This window comes from Sphingobacterium sp. UDSM-2020, from assembly GCF_016132525.1.
Taxonomy (GTDB): Bacteria; Bacteroidota; Bacteroidia; order Sphingobacteriales; family Sphingobacteriaceae; genus Sphingobacterium; species Sphingobacterium anhuiense.
Genome location: NZ_CP066166.1, coordinates 1543653 through 1562634, shown reverse-complemented (window position 1 = coordinate 1562634; position 18982 = coordinate 1543653). Strand labels below are relative to the sequence as shown.

Annotated in this window: 18 protein-coding genes and 1 tRNA gene; 14 read left to right on the top strand and 5 right to left on the bottom strand. The window is 34.5% G+C overall.

The window, feature by feature from the left end; all coding sequences use genetic code 11:
- Positions 1–352: 352 nt before the first annotated feature.
- The 7 genes from JAZ75_RS06825 (at position 353) to JAZ75_RS06795 (ending at position 6364) form a co-directional block, all read left to right on the top strand.
- Positions 353–823, top strand: a complete 471-nt coding sequence (locus JAZ75_RS06825; RefSeq protein WP_208700796.1) for a hypothetical protein — start codon at positions 353–355, stop codon at positions 821–823.
- A 45-nt stretch (positions 824–868) separates the two neighbouring features.
- On the top strand, positions 869–1291 hold the full coding sequence (locus tag JAZ75_RS06820; protein ID WP_208700794.1) for a hypothetical protein: 423 nt from the start codon (positions 869–871) through the stop codon (positions 1289–1291).
- A gap of 38 nt (positions 1292–1329) precedes the next feature.
- The gene (locus JAZ75_RS06815) at positions 1330–3147 is read left to right on the top strand and encodes a hypothetical protein (protein WP_208700792.1); all 1818 of its coding nucleotides are present in this window, start codon (positions 1330–1332) and stop codon (positions 3145–3147) included.
- An 895-nt stretch (positions 3148–4042) separates the two neighbouring features.
- On the top strand, positions 4043–4867 hold the full coding sequence (locus tag JAZ75_RS06810) for a DUF4595 domain-containing protein (RefSeq protein ID WP_208700790.1): 825 nt from the start codon (positions 4043–4045) through the stop codon (positions 4865–4867).
- Between the two features lie 10 nt (positions 4868–4877).
- On the top strand, positions 4878–5222 hold the full coding sequence (locus tag JAZ75_RS06805) for a hypothetical protein (RefSeq protein WP_208700788.1): 345 nt from the start codon (positions 4878–4880) through the stop codon (positions 5220–5222).
- A gap of 120 nt (positions 5223–5342) precedes the next feature.
- Positions 5343–5831, top strand: coding sequence for a hypothetical protein (locus tag JAZ75_RS06800; protein WP_208700786.1), 489 nt, complete (start codon positions 5343–5345; stop codon positions 5829–5831).
- Between the two features lie 80 nt (positions 5832–5911).
- Positions 5912–6364: a RadC family protein gene (locus JAZ75_RS06795; protein WP_208700784.1), complete on the top strand. Its 453-nt coding sequence runs from the start codon at positions 5912–5914 to the stop codon at positions 6362–6364.
- Positions 6365–6471: 107 nt separating this feature from the next.
- Here JAZ75_RS06795 and JAZ75_RS06790 read toward each other — a convergent pair whose 3' ends face one another.
- The 5 genes from JAZ75_RS06790 to JAZ75_RS06770 form a co-directional block, all read right to left on the bottom strand.
- The gene (locus JAZ75_RS06790) at positions 6472–7431 is read right to left on the bottom strand and encodes a hypothetical protein (protein WP_208700782.1); all 960 of its coding nucleotides are present in this window, start codon (positions 7429–7431) and stop codon (positions 6472–6474) included.
- The gene (locus JAZ75_RS06785; RefSeq protein WP_208700780.1) at positions 7403–8557 is read right to left on the bottom strand and encodes a hypothetical protein; all 1155 of its coding nucleotides are present in this window, start codon (positions 8555–8557) and stop codon (positions 7403–7405) included. The genes JAZ75_RS06790 and JAZ75_RS06785 overlap by 29 nt, the downstream gene beginning before the upstream one ends.
- Positions 8558–9682: 1125 nt before the next feature.
- A tRNA-Lys gene (locus JAZ75_RS06780) sits at positions 9683–9755 on the bottom strand.
- Between the two features lie 225 nt (positions 9756–9980).
- Positions 9981–10463 (bottom strand): helix-turn-helix domain-containing protein, encoded by a 483-nt coding sequence (locus JAZ75_RS06775; protein WP_165902487.1) that lies wholly within the window; start codon positions 10461–10463, stop codon positions 9981–9983.
- A gap of 191 nt (positions 10464–10654) precedes the next feature.
- Entirely contained in the window at positions 10655–10804 is a 150-nt protein-coding gene (locus JAZ75_RS06770; protein WP_208700778.1) for a hypothetical protein, read from the bottom strand.
- Between the two features lie 1440 nt (positions 10805–12244).
- Here JAZ75_RS06770 and JAZ75_RS06765 point away from each other — a divergent pair.
- The 7 genes from JAZ75_RS06765 to bioA all read left to right on the top strand — a co-directional run bounded on the left by JAZ75_RS06765 (position 12245) and on the right by bioA (position 18982).
- On the top strand, positions 12245–13057 hold the full coding sequence (locus tag JAZ75_RS06765; RefSeq protein WP_208700776.1) for a hypothetical protein: 813 nt from the start codon (positions 12245–12247) through the stop codon (positions 13055–13057).
- 12 nt (positions 13058–13069) lie between these two features.
- A complete protein-coding gene (locus JAZ75_RS06760; protein WP_208700774.1) occupies positions 13070–14164 on the top strand; it encodes a hypothetical protein in 1095 nt (364 codons plus the stop codon).
- A gap of 153 nt (positions 14165–14317) precedes the next feature.
- Positions 14318–14926: a hypothetical protein gene (locus tag JAZ75_RS06755; protein ID WP_208700772.1), complete on the top strand. Its 609-nt coding sequence runs from the start codon at positions 14318–14320 to the stop codon at positions 14924–14926.
- Between the two features lie 9 nt (positions 14927–14935).
- Positions 14936–16042: an aminotransferase class I/II-fold pyridoxal phosphate-dependent enzyme gene (locus JAZ75_RS06750; RefSeq protein ID WP_208700770.1), complete on the top strand. Its 1107-nt coding sequence runs from the start codon at positions 14936–14938 to the stop codon at positions 16040–16042.
- Between the two features lie 66 nt (positions 16043–16108).
- Entirely contained in the window at positions 16109–16720 is a 612-nt protein-coding gene (gene bioD, locus JAZ75_RS06745) for a dethiobiotin synthase (RefSeq protein WP_208700768.1), read from the top strand.
- A 16-nt stretch (positions 16721–16736) separates the two neighbouring features.
- Positions 16737–17729, top strand: coding sequence for a biotin synthase BioB (bioB, locus tag JAZ75_RS06740; RefSeq protein ID WP_208700766.1), 993 nt, complete (start codon positions 16737–16739; stop codon positions 17727–17729).
- On the top strand, positions 17714–18982 hold the full coding sequence (gene bioA / locus JAZ75_RS06735; protein ID WP_183918248.1) for an adenosylmethionine--8-amino-7-oxononanoate transaminase: 1269 nt from the start codon (positions 17714–17716) through the stop codon (positions 18980–18982). Before bioB ends, bioA begins: the two co-directional genes overlap by 16 nt.

Here is an 18982-nt window from a genome sequence, read left to right as displayed (position 1 = left end):
ACAATATATAACCCTCCATTTTAAAAAGGACAGAAACTTGAATGTTTTCTGTCCTTTTTTATTTAATCCAAAAAGAACTTTTACGCATTGATAATTAACAACATACACCTTTATTGTAAAAAGGGGGCGATAGAAAATAAACCTTATTATATCCCCCTTTTTTGCGTGTGCACCTTTGTACTGTCAACAGCGGAGAACGGCAGTTAAGATAAGCCTAGCAGTTGACAATCGTTCTTTGAAATTATCGAATTATAAAACAAAAATACTCCTAAGCGACTAGCGGTATACTGCTAAAAATCAAAAGGTGATATAAATCTTAATATTAGAAACCTCCGTGATAAAATATCACAACATGAATAACAAAACCAACCAAGACTTAGGTGACAAGGTTACAGGAAGTCAAGCACAAGTTCAAGTACAAAAAACAGTACAAGTCATTAATAAACAAACAAATTTAAATAACATGAAAACACATAATACAATTACCCCCGAAAACCTCTTAATAGAAAAATCTTCTTTAGGACCTTTCTATTCAGATAAAATGAACAGCTACATAGAATCCCTCACAGAGGAAGAAGAAGCAAACTTTGATAAGTTTATTCGACATATAAAATCAGGGCTCCCTATCGATTTCAATCAACGTAAAATGATAGATAGGGCTGGGAAACCGTACTACTTCATAAACCAATTACTAAATGGAAATGCAAGATCGGGATATAAGCTCATAATTCTAGAAGGGTTTGATTTATTTCTTGAAAGAATAATGACCGAAACTATTGGCTTCGATTCATTGGCAGATATTAAAGCAGAATTAACAAAATAATTAATCATCGAGGAGTGAATTTTACTCCTCTTAAGACAATTTAAAATGACAAAAATTAATATAGATGCGCTTAGAGCAAAGTACTTGGATGATGAGCCAGTACAAAAGATAAAAGCAGCGATTAATGCTAACAATTTCTTTTTAGAAAATAACCCTAACGGTTATGCGGATTCAAATAGGTTTTTGAATAGTCTAATGCAATTTCCAGAGAACATAACCTATAAAAGAGGAATTGAGGAATTTCTTGAAGCTAGCTCAGCTGGAAACTACTTTCAATTGAGTGATGCTAAACAAGATGATGAGGGAATTAATTTCTACTGGATTAGTTATTACAAAGGTCGAATACGAAGAAATTTAAAGGTTCCTGAATTTGAAGGTCTCTTAAAACTACTTGAAACCTCTCGACGATCAGAGATCTCATTAACTCTAGAAGGATTAATTAACAAAGCAATTGAAAACATAAAATAATAACAATGGGGGATTAACTCCCCCTTAATCTTAAAAAAATGAAAAAGAAAAATATCTACATCAACAAAGGTCAATATATGGCAGGAATTTTCGGGAAAATCCCTGCAAATACAGTTATCAAAAAGAATGTAACAGGGATCGGTGCTACGACTCTTGAGATATTAGCTGAAAGAAACTCCATAGTGATACTGCCTAATTTACCAGTGATATACCTTAAAGAGCATGCACATGCCGATCTAAATGTGTTGGGCGTGCATTCTGGTATAACTATTCTCGATATTATAGAATACCTCAGCGATATTAATGTTAAATACAAGAAAATACTTACAACACCCGAGTCATTTTATAAGATTATAACTGCATTTATAAATCAGCGGATAAACTATAGAAATGAGTACTTCTTACTTTTTGATGAATGTGACAAAATATCCAAAGATATTGACTACAGAAAAACAATAAGCTTGCCAATGGATATTTTCTTCTCCTTCAAAAACAAGGCATTTATATCCGCAACAGCTATCATACCAGAAGATCCGAGGTTCGTTCAACAAGAATTTGAGTTTATAAATATCATTCCCAATTACGAAATTAAAGAGGATGTCAAATTATATAAATGCAATAATACCTTAAGTACTTTCAGCTATTTGATAAAACAAGACATATCGCAGAAGAATTATTTCATTTTCTGTAATTCCTTAAACATGATAACACACATGATAAACGCCAATAATTTAGCCAATAGCAGTACTATTTTCTGTTCTGAAACAAGCGCTGAGAGGCTAAAAGGAGCAAAATTCAACCACATAAGTCATAAATTAGATGAAAGTAAATTTTCAACCTATAATTTCTTTACTAGTCGTTTTTTCTCTGCTTTAGATATCTACTTTGACAAGAACATCGAAGTGTATATAATCACAGACCTTGGTATCGCCGAGTACACCATGATCGATCCTGCAACAGATGCTATTCAAATCATTGGAAGATTTAGAAACAAGAGCATTACAAAAAACATTAAGATTCTATTTACCGAGGACACGAACCTCCCTTCGTTAGACAAAGAGGCTTGTCTTAAACTAATAGATAAGTATAAGTTTTCATATGATGAGATATTAAAAATTGGTTCAACTCTCAGCGTTGGTCAATACAAGTCTTTTATTGACGAACTACAATCAAAATTCGGATATAATTTTTTTCTAAATCGAGACAATACAGTGGATTATTTTAAGGTTGATAATTTCTTGCTAAAGAACCTGCTCAACTATCTATTTCAAAGTTTTGAAAATATTATTGAATGTTACAGGTCATTAAAAATTGAAAATACTGACACGCATTTTTTTAATATTAAATACATAGAGAATAATCAAAGTGAAATTACAAGTTCATCTCAAAAACTGCTTATTGCGGTTGGACAAAAATTCTCAACTATAGTCAGAGAAGTGATAACTCTGTTAGAAGAGTTAGAACCCACATCTGAGTTCGAAGTGTCAGCTTACAATGACTTTAAAAATAAACTTAGAGTAACCTATCCAAATATTGTTAATGGTTACGATTTGATTGACAGAGATCTACTTAAGATAATAGAAAAACCAAGAGAGTTAGAAAGAGAGATAAAGAGAGCAATCATTGCGTCCAGTCAATCAAATTTTGATTTTATAAATGATTTGAAAGTGGAGTTTCTTATTGGTGAAAAACTCAGCCTAGAGGAAATAATATCTAGGTTTAGCGACCTTATAAATAGGCATGGTTTACAAATAGCACCTTCTAAGAAGCAACTTGAAAATTTTATAGATTTGAAAAGAACACAGCTAATTGACGGTTCGTGGGGATATAGAGTTAGTGGGTATATGCATAAATAATAGTTGCAGTAAATATTACCCCTTAGGGGTATAAAAAAGATGCAATTAAATGGGATCAGTAAGAAATTTACTATCCTATTTAAAAATCATATTCATCAATCATCACATCAACCGTATAACCAATGTATTTCCCACAATCTAATAATCCAAACAAATACCTACTAATTATACCATATTATTAATATAGCCGAGAATGGAAATAATAACCAAACATCTTATTTATAAAATATTATAAACAATAATTGCACATTAAAAACTGATAAATATGGGGCTCCAGGAATTTAAATATAGAAACACAGCATTAACAAATGGTTTCTGTTTCTAAAAAGTCAGCTCACCTTACACAAGAAAATAAAATTATATAGAAATTTTTGACAATTGGTGTTGAAATACCCCCCACCTAAGCATTTTTTGAACAACAAGGGTGTAAATTAAACAACCCCCACCTTAGATTTGAGGAAGAAGCATTTATTAAAGTCAAATTTTTATATTTATCTTTGGACAATAAATAATTACAGCTATAGAATAAAAAGAATTTAAAATATCAAGTTAAGCGTTAACTAAAAGTTCTTGTGATAGGAAACCTGAGAAATTTCAAAGCACAACAAGGACAGTTAGAGTAACGTTCTACGCATAAAAGCGTGGGGCGTAATCTTCCTGTTTGTGCATGGCCTTCTCAGGTGCCACTATCAGCAGTTCTAGGTTATAGTCCCACGCTTTTGTATTACTAACCAATCGTATAGGGATTTATCGATACCTAATTACTATAACATGTTTATAAAGTAAAATCTATTACGGATTACCGTATACAGCAATTTATTGCTCTCCGTATTTTTGAAAATCACATCTTATACCGTCGTTGGAATTAAAACGACATTAATCAAACTTTAGATTTATGAAAAAAGTAATCTTACTTTTAATGACATTGGCAATCTTAGCAGGTTGTTCAAAAAAAGACAATACAGGTAATGACACTGGTGAAACAGAAAAAAATTGTCTTGTCGAACAATTAACCTATGAAGGTGGACTTGTGAAATTTACACACGATGATAAGAAACGTGTTATTAATATTGTAAATGAACTTGATGAAAGACCTTGGCAAGGCAAATTGGAGTATTCATATTACAATTTTGTTTACGAGCTAAATACAATTACACTTAAATTCAAGAATGACTATGAGTCATATACTGTTATTTACCAAATTGATAAATCAAATAATGTTGTGAAATCCCAAAAATTAGATTCTTACAATTCTGTTGATCTCGAAAAGAACTACAGTTATGATGCAAATGGATATTTGAACAAAATTATTTCAAAAAGTAAAAGCAAATGGCATCGTGACATTGTTTTAGAATACAAAAATGGCAATTTGGTTAAAACCAATGAAAATTATGGTTCAGAAAATGGAATTTTAAATAAAAACAATTTTGAGTTCAAATATGATTTACCTCAGAATAATGTCCCTTATTCTGCATTATATTCAAGATTATCCTCAACTTTTGAATTTTCAGAATCAATTCTGCTTGAACAGGGCTATTTTGGTAAAAAATCAAAAAATGCAATAAGCTCTGAAAAAAGTCTATATAGTGATGGTGCTCCTCATGAAACAAATTGGTCATTTACTTACACCACTAATAATTATGGTTTAATAACTAATGTTAAAGAATTCGAAAAGACCGACGGGGCAAGTGAATATACAATAGATTATAAGTGTAAATAGTATTTTAACGATGTGGTATAAAATCAGAACTGGTGATAATTCAACATATAGAGGTTGGAATTATAGCGTGACGGCAGATTCAAACAATGATTTGCGAATTATAATAACCTCTCCATACTCAATGGACAGACCCAGTGCAAGCTCGGGCAATTATGAACAAGAAATAGAATTGTTCTACAGATTTATGGAAATAAATGCGACAAATACATATTCCTTTAAAGAAAAGGTAAGAGTTTTTGGGATATTTACAACATTTGCACCCAATATTGAGAAGGGGCATAACGCCGCTAGAAAATATATAGATCAACGTTTAGGTGATTTCAACCTCGAAAAATTTTATAAAACTATCATGTGAAATATCTATGCAACGGTTATTAAAATATGCTTAATATTTGGAGCGGTATTAGCTATAGGAGTTATTATATACTATACCTGGAATAGTGATTTCGGTAAAATTCAAAAGAATAAGAAGCACGTGAATGATGAACAAAGTGGATGCATGTGGCTCTTCTTAATCTTAATATTTGCTATTACTCTAGGGATCATTAAAATACTAGAGTTTCTCTCATGGGGAGTCATTGTTGCTGTAATGCTTGTCATTATTCTTATACCAGTTGTTTATTTTTATCGTAAGAAAAATACTAAATCCACACCCTGCACTCTAAATGATTTTTTTCCAGACATTGGGGCAGATATTCCTGAAAAGGAGTTCAAACATATGAAAAAACAAATAATTTCATACTTGCGTTCCTATGGTGTTAATGATAACTGTGAAATTAATGAGGTCGTAAATCATGATAACACAGTCGTTTTTCATAGTGACCCAACATTTAACGGTATGTTCCACTGGGGAACTATGGATTCACTTAATCAATATAAAAGCGTTTCTGAAAATCCCAATCTGGAAGAATTTACAACTCTTTACATAAGGTCTTACTATGATGTGATTGCGGGCGTTATATAGTAATCATTTCTTAATCTACCTCAATGTTAGCCTCTCCATATCGGAGGGGCTTTTTTTATGCACTTTAATTTACAAACAATATGAAAAATCTATCAAATGTGGCTGAAATCACCGTCCAATTTAAACCTAATTTTAAGCTTTCTGAATGTCCTCAGATTTCTGACTCATCTACAGCTCATACAATATTAAAAGAGTTCTGGGACGAAGGATTGATGCAGTTTTTGGAAGAATTCAAGGTCATCTATCTAAATAATGCAAATCATGTACTTGGCATATCAGATATTGCAATGGGAGGGAGAGCCTCCGTAAGTGTGGATATGAAAACTATATTTTCTATAGCACTTAAATGCTGTGCATCCAAAATTATCTTATCCCATAATCATCCATCAGGTAAACTTATTCCAAGTTCTCACGACCACGCTATTACGAAGAAAGCTATTGAGGCGGGTAAGTTTTTGGATATACAGGTGGCTGACCATTTGATAATAGGGGTTAATGGGTACTACAGCTTTAGAGATGAAGGAGATTTTTAAGACATGAATACTTAGTTCTTATACCCCTCAATAATTTTGGTGTCTCACCTTTAACCATCACCACTCACTTGAAACCTTTTTGGGTTTCTGTGAGGGTGATTAATATTTTATTTATAAATATCTGCAATCATAACTTTTTCTTCCTTAATATTTTGGAGGAAATCATTAGAAGTTATCGGCAGTTTGCTACGATTAAAATAAAAATAGAAATCGAAAGATCCGCCAATAATTCCTTTACTGGGAAGGTAAACAAAACGATCTATACCACGATCATATATATAACTGTTAGGTTTCCCATACCAATCGGTATAGGTCCAAAATTGGAAAGCTGTTGCTCCTCCAGCTACCGTCAAACTTCGTGACATATATTCTCTTCGATCACGGATCTTATCAAAGTAAGTAAATGTTTTGTCCTCCCATATTTTATCTAATGGAAATATATCATGTTGATATGTTTTTTTGAAAATTTTCTTGAATTCAACAATTGTGAGTGGAGATAGCTGTGTATTTATTGTACCATAAGGATTTGCAAAGACTTCCGGTCTATTGCTTACCACATAAAACTCTAATAAAGAATTCTTGGGCACAAAATAATGGTTTCCTTTTTTTACAATAGGCTTATATGAGTTAAAGTATTTGGTTACACTTTTATTCTTTTCGTTTGATATCGAGATTATATTTTCGTTGAATACATGTATTAATTGATCAGTGGTTACCAAATCATTTTTAATAGTATCTAATGATACCTCAATCCAGTCACTGTTTCCATTCAAATCAGGAAGTGACGAAAATAAAATTAAGTTTGGATTATCAACTTTTACACTATAATATTCCCCTACGTCATTTGCCCATCTGCGTTCTTTTAAGATAAGATTAAAAAGTGTGATTTTTCTGTCAATACCATACAGAGCCTTTGTCGAGAGATCATATTTGAATAGTTGATATTGCTCTGTTTCCTCTTCAAGCATATAATATTTAGTATTAGCCTTTATTATATTGCTAGTGAAAAATAGAAAAATACTGAACAATAAGGTAATCTTACCTACATTTTGTGCCGCTGCTACCATTTTTATGATTTTGATTTATACTTTGTTCAATTGTACTCATATTGGAAACTACACCGCCTTTTGCCAACGCTAAAGCATCATAATTGTTTATAGATGGATTCAATGATTTCACTGCATCAGCGAGATCATTTAGTATAGATGCAAAGTTTGAATGACTGTTTATATATCTGTCCTGTCCATGAACGTTTATCGTCGACCAACCTGAATATAAAATAGCAAATTGTTCGGGTTTACCCTCTTGTCTTAGTCTAAACATTTCTGCTCCAAGAAATCCATGTAAGGCTTCATGAAACATGGTTACTGCAATATATTCTTGTGATGCTGTTTTAAGCATTTTTCCATTCAACATGATTGTAAAGTTACTCCTTGAATTCGTTTGATACCCGTTAAAAAATCCATCGGTTGAATCTGACATTTGAGGATCTGCTCTAAACATAATATTGTAATTTACATTATTCGCAAAGGTCTTATTCAACCATTTAGAAATCTTATTCTCTAAATTAGGTATTTTGGCTAAAACTTCTTGTGCGCAAGGATATCCCTGCAAAGAATCAATGATTTCTTTATCTTCTTCGCTAGGAGGGTCTGGTGGAATTATTGGTGGAGTGCTCCCTCCGCCACCGCCGTGATTACCTCCCCCGCTTCCCCCTCCGCCATAGTGACCTGTGTCTCCGCCACCCCCACCACCATTACAATTACCAATAGTTTCATAACGAGTGGTACATGATGTATAAGGATAGTCTCCGGCACAAATTTGATAAGGCACAGTTTGGCAAGGAATGTCTGGATTGTTCATGGCTTTCTTACCAAATGCTGTCATCTTTAGGTTAATTTTATAGGTGATGGGGCTAAATAGTTTATCTTCTATATATCCATCATAACTTAATTTTCCTGTTATCCAATCCTCATAAATAAACAAACCTGAACTTTTACTTTCTTTAATATCATTTGGCAATACGGTCAATTTTGTAAAATTCCAAAAATCTCCTTGCTTTTTTGCTTTAAGCCAAATACGACCTATCAAAGAGTATTTTACACTATCCGGTGTAAAGGAGTATATTTGCTTGTCTGTACTTAATGGAATATAAAAACTACCCTCAAACTCAATTCGCTCTTGCCACCTCACCTTGGTAAATAACTAATATCTCTTGTAATTGAAGTCTTTTTCACCTTATCAAATGACAAGATAATTTCATCGCCAGTTATATCATCATAGGTTTCTGTATTTTTACAGGAGAATAAAAAAATCAGTATGGCTAACAATTTAAAGAATCTATATATCATAATCCTAATTGGTTAATTTTGTTTTCTTTTTTCGATTATTAAATCCTTGGTGTTTTTGGGTATTATAATTAGCGGTTAAGTTAGCGATTATTTCTAATATTATACACGAATAAAATATAATTAATTATTTAGACAGGAAATAAGGCATTCCGTTATGGAATTACCGTCATAAATATATGCCAAACCAAGTTGAAAACGAAATAATATTACATATAATTTCATTTTCAATGCTTCTCAGTTTGTCATTATTTATGTTTTGGTAATTCCTTCACTTCATAAAAGCACCTAAATCTTTTTAATAAGTGCTGCGCACACATTAAAAATTTTCATGCTTTTCGAGTTTGGCTCGCCTGCTTAGTCGCTCTGGCTTCGCTGTTGTCACTATTTTTGATATACCCATCACACACAATCCCTTTTCAAAAATACCGCCAACAGCTTCGTCTATTTCATAGATATCGTTGAATCATGCTACGCATTTCTCTTCAACGACCTTCGCTCAACTCGCAGGACGGCGAGCGATTAAAGTGTGCTGATATGAGAGTGTTTTTTCAATAAATAGGGTTGAGGCATGAAAATTTTGTTTTATATACCCTTGAAAATAATGATGTCTCATTGTACCCCTTCTCTAATGGATTAAATCATTTCGAATATTTTTTATACCACAATATCCGAAATTAATTCTGAGGTATTAGATAGCTTTAATAAGCTCTAAATAATGTATAGTAATTAAGTCTGGTAAGCGAGGTAATAATTTATAAAATTGATACTCTTAAATTATGAGTTTTGCGAGACAAATGCGAGACAAAACGGGCTATTATTGACGTTAATTTTGTATATTTGAGTATAAGAGATAATTAACACAAATAGATAATTTCTCGCACATCATAAGTGTAAAAAACAGCCTCAGGATACCTTAAAGCCTGAAAAAGCCACTTTTCATAAAGAAAAATGGCTTTTTTACAGGAGGTGACCTCGGAGGGACTCGAACCCTCGACCCATTGATTAAGAGTCAATTGCTCTACCAACTGAGCTACAAAGTCAAGTCTATACTCAAATGTAACTTAGATTTTTTTTATATCAAACATAAAAATGAAAAAACAAGATATATTAATATAATCTTTTTAAGACATTCATTATCAAATTGAAAATCCATAAATGAAGTATATGAATTCGATAACAAATATTGACATGAACTCAAACTGCTGTTTTTAATCGCTAGACTCAATCAGCCAAATTACACAGGAAGTATCAGCTTTGTGTGTTTTCTATATTTTATTCGTCTTTTTCTTATATAGCTTAAAATTTCCTTCTTTTCTATATTCTAACACATGCTCTTTACAATATCCCGTTAAATAAACGGAAAATTTATTGCTATCGTTTTTATCCAAATTCAATTCTGCCAATACCTCCGCCACACGTTTGGGTGTATTAAAAAAATCCGAGTGATAAACTAAATGATCCAACTTTTGTGTTGTTTCTATACGTCGTTTAGATTCAGGTTCGATTTTATATAGTGGCGTCAGATCCATGTTCTTCTCAAACAATGTTCTGGGCTGGATATTCAGTGCGCGACAAATTAGCAAGAAGTTATACATAGTCGTACCTTTTCCCTTTTCTACCGCAGCAATGGTATTAATGGTAAGGTCAGTCATATGTGCAACGTCCCTTTGCGTAAAATCTAATTCATCTCTACGCTCTCGAAATTTTTGACCAATATTCAGGATAATATCTTCATTTATTCTTGACACGTAACAAATAGAGTAAATATTTGCGCAAAATAAATACAAATAAAAAGCTGATTTAATTTGCGCAATTCCTTTTATAATATTACTTTTGTGTATATAAGGGAGAAATTACCTTTCGTCCTATGGTATATGTAACCAATTATGATCGATATGAAATATTCATCAAAACCTAGGATTCTCAAAAATTAAGTGTTCTAAGGTGATATCAGCACAGCGATATATTCACCGTTCTTGTTCTTTGACTTATTGGTATTGATAAAAAAGAGGCTTCTTGTGAAGCCGTAAGGCAAGGGATAGTTCCACTTGCCAAATACACTGAAAACAATTTCGTATTTTTTCTTCATTAAAAAAAGATATTAATAATATGTTGCCAATTTCTGTTTTCCAAAGTCATACTTGGTTAATACATGGTTAGGGATCTTCTCATATTTGGTCTTGTTTGTTGTCCCTAATTTTTAAGTGATACACAACTATGTTTATGTTTATTTATCCTACGGGTTCATTAAGATTATAAATCAATTTTTCTTATTATTGCTTTTAAAGGGCACATTATAATTTAATAATAGATTTAGAAAGATATCATAAGTTTACGTACCCATCATCTACCTTGGTAAACATTACGCTCACGACCTACACTCCTTTAGTAGCCCGAGAGAAGAGGTTCCTTGTGAAACCGCAAGATGAGAGCAAATGCTGCTCATTAAGTACATGGTCTACAAAAAACTTGCAATAACCTTTGTTCGTCAACTTTGCAAACTGAATTGTACATACAGCAAAGGACTATAAAATTACATGCAAAGGCTCTTACTACAGTTGGATTACAATATGGAGAAAGCTGCTCTTTTTATTGCACACGAAGTATTTTAAAGAGAAAAAATAAAAGTAGTACACAATTAGGTTCTTACTAAGATAAGGAGACGTAAAATCTATAGCTGTAAATAACCTTTATAAAAGCAGCCCTATAGAAGCACTGCGAAATCACTTCCATAATAAAATAGATATTAAAGACACAATGAGGCTTCTTGTAAAGCCGTAGGGTGAGGGTTTAAGCTACTCACTAAATACTTTCCAATTTATTTTTTTCAAGCTTTACAATCTGTATCAACTGTAACTTGCTAGAACAATAATGGGTTAACAATCTTTACGGGTTACTCATCCGCTTTTTATAATGATTAACATCTTTTCTCTACCCATATATTAAGGTTAACTCAATCATTAGCTCCTGAACACAAGACTATTGGTTATGTATAAACAATAAGCTGGACTAACAAAATGAATAAATTACTACGTATATACAATCATGCACTATTTATAATTATGAGGTAAGAATATCAGCTTATAAGCAGGTTATATATACAAATCAGCTATTAAAATATTTATCGAGGCTGCTTGTACAGCCGTAGGGTGAGGACACTTGTCGCTCACTAAATACCTACCAAGAATTAAATTATTCAACGAATATAAAGCGACATGTTGCTAGGGATATACAATTGAAGGTCTGCCATTACACTAAATTTGAACCAGTTTATTCATTAATATCTTCTTGGAGCGTTTATACAATATTGAATTTTGAGTTAAAACATCTTTTCACGAACGCTTTCAACATGATAAGGTCTTCACAAATTCCTTTAAGAAAATCGCAAAACGACTAAAACAAGATTACCGTCAATACCAATAAGTTCTATTCATAAATCTTTCAACTGAGGCAGCTTCATGGTTAAAATCGCCAGAAAAGAAGCTGCAAGAAGTTGTTTCAAAAGTTTACCCACTAAATAAAACGAAATATGAACAAACTTTACAGTCAAAAAAACACTAAAAAACAACTTATCCAACTCAACAAAGGGATTGAAGCAGGATTAAATTATTTCTATGAGAAGTTTTATCCGTATTTCTACCTCCGCTCTAACCGTGCGACACGGGACACCTGTATTGCAGCTAGTATTACACATGAAGCTTTCATAAGGTTATGGCTATATCGGGAAAATATTCATTCTGAAGAAGATCTTTTGCATTTCCTAAAAATGCAAATTAAAAAGGCTATTCATATTTTTTATAGCAACCCCCGGAGCCGCTTTCACCGTAGCCTCCTCCAATTAGATTCTATAGAAAATTATCAGGAATTTCTTGCTGGATATGAAGAAGAAGATGACGCTCATGAAGACTTAGTTTATCTTGATAAATTAGACAATGAAAAGCAGCATCAATTAGATAAACTCAACAAAGTACTGCCATTTTTAAACCTCGAACACCAACTATTCATCAGACTCAGTCTTCAGTACAGCTTCAATTATGAGCGTATTGCCTATTACTTAGGCGGAATATCGGACTATGAAGTGAGTCTAAAAGTAGAAAAGACGATTGCAGTTCTTCGTTCAATTTTAAATAGTTATGAAAAAATAAATAAGGCAATCTCAAATAAAAAGATTATTGCACAAGTAGAACTTACAGACGAACAGGTAGAAATTTTCCGCATGCGCTATGAATTGCAATTCTCTTTTGAACAAATATCAAAACAATTGCATTTAAACACTACAGCTGTCAAAAAAATATTTATCAAGGCACACAGTAAAATAAAACCCCACAAGAAAACTGCTTAAAACCCCTTTGTTATGGAAAACAACACAACTATTTTAACCCGGAAAATACAGATTTATATCGATTGTGATGATAAAAAGAAAAGAGCGACATATTACGATAGGCTATTCGATTGGCAAAATATAATATTTAGAGCATCCAATATTGTACTCTCCCATCAATTTCTGCAGGATAGCTTAAAAGATCTCATTTATCTAACTACTGAAGTGAAAGTAAAATTAGCAGACCGTAATACCGATGAAGAAGGAATATTGAATACATCAAGAATGAATACCACCTATCGGCTTCTTTCAGCCTATTTTAAAGGTGAAATACCAACCGATATCCTATCTACGCTCAATACAACATTATACAAAAATTTTCAATCGGATCGTAAAGCTTACTGGAAGGGAGAGCGCTCGTTAAGAACTTACAAAAAAGATATTCCTATTCCTTTTTCTTCAAAATCTATGAAATTAAGTAATGATGAACAAGGGCGAGATTTCAAAATTTCTTTATTTAAACTTCCTTTTCGAACTTATCTTGGTAAAGATAGGTCTGATAAACGCGTACTGTTACAAAGGGTACTGGTCGGGCAGATTAAGGCTTGTTCTAGCGCTATCAAGGTTATAAAAGGTAAAATATTTCTTCTATTATCATTAGAAATGCCCCAAAAAGACCATGTTCTGCAGGAGCATCTTATTGCAGAGGCATCGCTATCTATTGAACATCCTATTTCAGTGAGTATAGATAATGATTGCTACCAAATCGGGACAAAAGAAGAGTTTTTATACCGTCGTATTGCTATTCAAGCGGCAAGACATAGACTACAAAGAGCCATAACTTATAATAGAGGTGGCAATGGCCGTAAAAGAAAACTCAAAAGTCTAGATCATTATAATCAGAAAGAAAAGAATTATGTTGATAGTAGACTACATCTCTATAGCAGAAGACTCATTGATATCTGTATCAAATCTCAGGCAGGAACACTTCTTCTAGTCAATCAATCCAACAAAGAGGAGATCGCCAAGGAGGATGAATTCTTACTCCGCAACTGGAGCTATTACGGCCTTATTGAAAAGATCAAATATAAAGCTAAAATGGCCGGTATTAATGTTATTATAGAATAGTTTACAGCCTACAGTACATTAAAAAAGAAAGAAAAGTACAATTTAGAAATATAAAAACTTACTGTGAAAATGCTACCGGACTAGGCAAAATATGAAAACTGGTACACGATGAGCTTCATGCGGGACAATACCTTTGTTTCAAAATTTAAAGCTATGGATATTCAAAATGTGCTTCGTTGTATAGTGCAGCAAGATGAACTGCATGCCAGATGGTTGAATACACTTTCTTTTATGGAAAACGCTGGCGCTAGAAAAATATCGCAATGTGAACATCCTACAGAAGTTAGTATCATACAGCTCAAACATGCGGCAGAAGAGCATAGGCATGCTTATTATCTAAAAAAACAGATCGGTAAACTTGGAACAGCCATCTGCTCGACCTATGAGGATAAATATTTAATCGCTCCAGTATACACAAAACAATACCTGCATCAATTGGATATTAAATCTTGTCGCTACCTCAAAGAAACTTTTAATCTAAGCGGCGCAGCTCTTAAGCATGCCGCTTACCTATTTGTTACTTACGCCATTGAGGTCCGTGCCGACGAGCTATATCCCATATACCAGCATACGCTTGATACAATGAAAAGCAAGGTTATGGTCAAATCTATAATTCTTGAAGAGGAAGGGCATCTGGAGGAAATGATTGATCAACTGGCACAGTTTTCTCCTCAATGGGAGCAGTATGCCAACAATATACAGGCTATAGAGCGGGCCTTACATACGGAATGGATCAGCGCAATAGCAAGTCAATTAAACTAATGTCCGGCGATGTACAGTACATGGGATAAACTGCTATTGCAAAGAAAAGAGTCCGCATCACTTCGAAAGCTCAGCATAAATGCCGGTGAGACCGATTTCCTGAGCAATGACTATTTGGGCATGGCCAGGAATAAAGTTTTTCATAAGATGATGTTAGAAACCATACAGTCAGACCCCAAAATAATTGCGGGTAGCACTGGTTCAAGACTCATTAGCGGTCACTCGACAGAGGTGCATGAAACAGAATCCATTCTTGCACAAAAGCATCGTACCGAATCAGCTTTACTATTCGCATCGGGATATGCTGCCAACCTCACTTTATTCTCTTGTCTACCGCAACGGCAAGACACCATTATTGTAGATGAGTATATACACCGTTCTGTACACGACGGCTGTGTTATGTCTAAAGCTATAAAATGGAAATTTAGACATAATAATCTTGAAGATCTAGAAGCCAAGTTAAAAAGAGCCAGGGGACTGTGTTTTGTGGCCGTTGAAAGCCTATATTCTATGGAAGGAGATTTTGCCCCTTTAACAGAAATCGCCAAATTGACCGATAAATATGGAGCATCTCTCATCGTCGATGAAGCACATGCATTTGGTGTATTTGGCTATGGCCTTGTCCATCAATTGGGTTTACAAAATAGCGTATTTGCAACTTTGATCACTTATGGTAAGGCTATGGGATCACATGGGGCAGCACTACTCTGCAGTAAACTTATCAAAACTTACCTCATCAATTTTGGATCTCCCTTTATATACAGTACAGCCCTTCCAGATCTTATCTGGAGACAGATTCGTATAGGATATGAATTTCTTGACAATCACCCTGCCTTAGCTTCAAATTTAAGGCACAACATTCGCCTATTCCGAACACAGCAGGTACCCACAATATCAGGCACAGATAGTCCGATACAATCGCTTATAGTTCGTGACAACAAACAGTTGTTGAACTTAAAGAACTCCCTGTCTGAAAAGGGGTTACAAACCTATGCTGTTTTTTCACCAACAGTAAAATTAGGAACAGAACGTTTACGTATTTGCCTACACACATTTAATCAGAAAAACGATATTCTCTTGCTAACACAAAGCATAAAATCAAGTCTTGACTTATAGAGAAAGAAAAATATCAAAATACTCGTTTTGAGTCCCAAACCAGATAGAATTAAAATAAAAAACAATATGAAAGAACAGATTTTTGTAACGGGAATTGGAACAGAAATTGGCAAAACTGTCTGTTCCGCTATATTAACTCAACATCTAAAAGCGGATTATTGGAAACCTGTCCAATCTGGAGATTTACATGCCACAGACAGCATGCGCATATATGATCTCCTTCAAGGTGATGTCCGTATCCATCCCGAACGATATAAGTTACAACTTGCTGCATCTCCACATAAGTCCGCTTTATTAGAAAACACATCGATATCGCTCAAAGATTTTAAAATTCCTGAGACGACAAATAATCTTGTTATAGAAGGTGCTGGTGGCTTATTTGTCCCACTCAGTGACACCTGTTATATCATTGATTTAATACAAGCCTTAACAATTCCAGTCGCGCTGGTTATCAAAGATTATTTAGGGTGCATTAATCATAGTTTACTATCAATAAATGCCATAAAGCAAAGAAATATAGATTTAAAATACTTGATATTTAATGGTGGTATCGATACCGATACCGAAAGGGTGATCTCCCTCCAAATACCTGAACATACACAAATTATTCATATCCCGCAGCTAGAAACAGTAACGGCAGAAGCTGTACGAAAAATAACCGATCCATTTAACTCTTAAAGCAATTTAATAACAGATGAAAACTACAATCCGAAATAACTGGACCAAGGAAGAAATTCAACAGATCTATGACCAACCTCTTATGGAGCTCATTTATCACGCCGCTTCGGTTCACCGCGAATATCATAATGCCGCGGAAGTACAGGTGTGCACCTTACTATCTGTAAAGACAGGCGGATGTCCAGAAGATTGTTCCTACTGTGGCCAGGCCGCACGCTATCACACCGATATAAAAGTACAGGCCCTCTTACCCACACAAACCGTGATCGAGCATGCTCAAAAGGCAAAAAATAATGGTTCTACCCGATTTTGTATGGCGGCCGCTTGGAGAGAAGTTCGTGACAATCGTGATTTTGACCGTATTATAGACATGGTAAAAGGCGTAAATGATCTAGGTCTTGAGGTCTGCTGTACACTGGGAATGTTAACGGAGCAGCAGGCTATTCGGCTTCAGGAGGCAGGCCTACATGCCTATAATCATAACCTAGATACATCTGAACAGTATTATGATGAGATCATCTCTACCCGCACGTTTGATAACCGCATCAATACCATCAACCATGTGCGTAAGGCTGGAATAACCGTTTGTTCAGGGGGTATCATAGGTCTAGGTGAGTCACACATAGACCGGATAGCAATGCTTTTAACATTGGCGACTATGCCCAAGCATCCTGAATCTGTACCAGTCAATGCACTCGCACGTGTTAAGGGAACCCCATTGGAAAACAATGCCAAAGTTGATATCTGGGATATGGTCAGAATGATCGCCACAGCCCGTATAGTGATGCCAAAATCAATGGTTAGGTTAAGTGCCGGCCGTATAGAGATGAATGAAACAGAACAAGCCTGGTGTTTTATGGCGGGTGCCAATTCCATTTTTACAGGTGAGCGAGAGACATTACTGGTGACTCCAAATCCAGGAGTATCTGATGACATGAAAATGTTCCAGACACTGGGATTGAAACCGATGGTCAAACACATGATGGACGAAGCATGCACAGCACATTAAAAGAACGGGACAAGAACGTTAACTGGCATCCTTACACTCAAATGAAGGGTGCATCGGACATCATCCCTATCATTCGGGGCGAAGGGACATATCTATATGATGATCTAGGTAACCGATATATTGATGCTGTATCGTCCTGGTGGGTAACTTTACATGGGCATGCCCACCCCTATATTGCAGCCCGTGTTTCTAAACAGTTAAATACGCTGGAGCAGGTTATATTTGCAGGATTTACACATGAACCAGCTATTCAATTAGCTGAAAACTTACTAAAACTACTTCCTAATAATCAACAAAAAGTATTCTATACCGATAATGGATCTACTGCTGTCGAGGTTGCCTTAAAGATGTGCATACAGTACCATGCAAACAAAGGTCAAAAGAAATCAAAAATTCTAGCCTTCCGCAATGCTTACCATGGTGATACTTTTGGAGCGATGTCAGTGAGTGCCAGAGGGGTATGGACAGAGCCATTCGGACATCTGCTTTTTGATGTTATTTTTATAGACGTTCCCACAAATAAAAATATTGAATTCCTACGTCAGGAAATTGATAAACACGCGACAGAGGTCGCTTGTTTCATCTACGAACCGCTGGTACAGGGGGCAGCAGGAATGTTGATGCATGAACCAGAATACTTGAGTACATTAATGAAGTATTGCCGTTCTAAGGGTATCTTAATGATTCAAGATGAAATTTTTGTCGGTTTTGGCCGCACAGGAAAACTGTTTGCGGCAGATTATCTGTCTGAATCACCAGATATAATGTGTTTTTCCAAAGGTTTAACAGGTGGAACTATGCCATTGGGCATAACAACTTGCTCCAATACGATCTATGAAGCTTTCTATTCGGATGAAAAACAACGGGCCTTATTTCACGGCCATTCTTTTACCGCCAGCCCTTTAGCTTGTACAGCGGCACTGGCAAGCATGGAGTTATTATTAAATAAAGAAACTTTAGCCCGTATTGCAAACATCACAAGGAAACACAGCATCTTTCTTACTAAGATCAAAAATGAACCTAAGATTAAGCATGTTAGACAAACGGGAACAATAATGGCTATCGAATTAAAACAGCGTGAAGAAACATCTTATTTTAGTAATATAAATGAAATTGTATATCCCTATTTCTTACAGCGAGGTATATTAATAAGACCATTAGGCAATATTATTTACCTTGTTCCTCCTTACTGCATTAGCGACGCGGATCTTGATTATATTTATGAAGTCATTACCGATGCTTTATCTTTATAA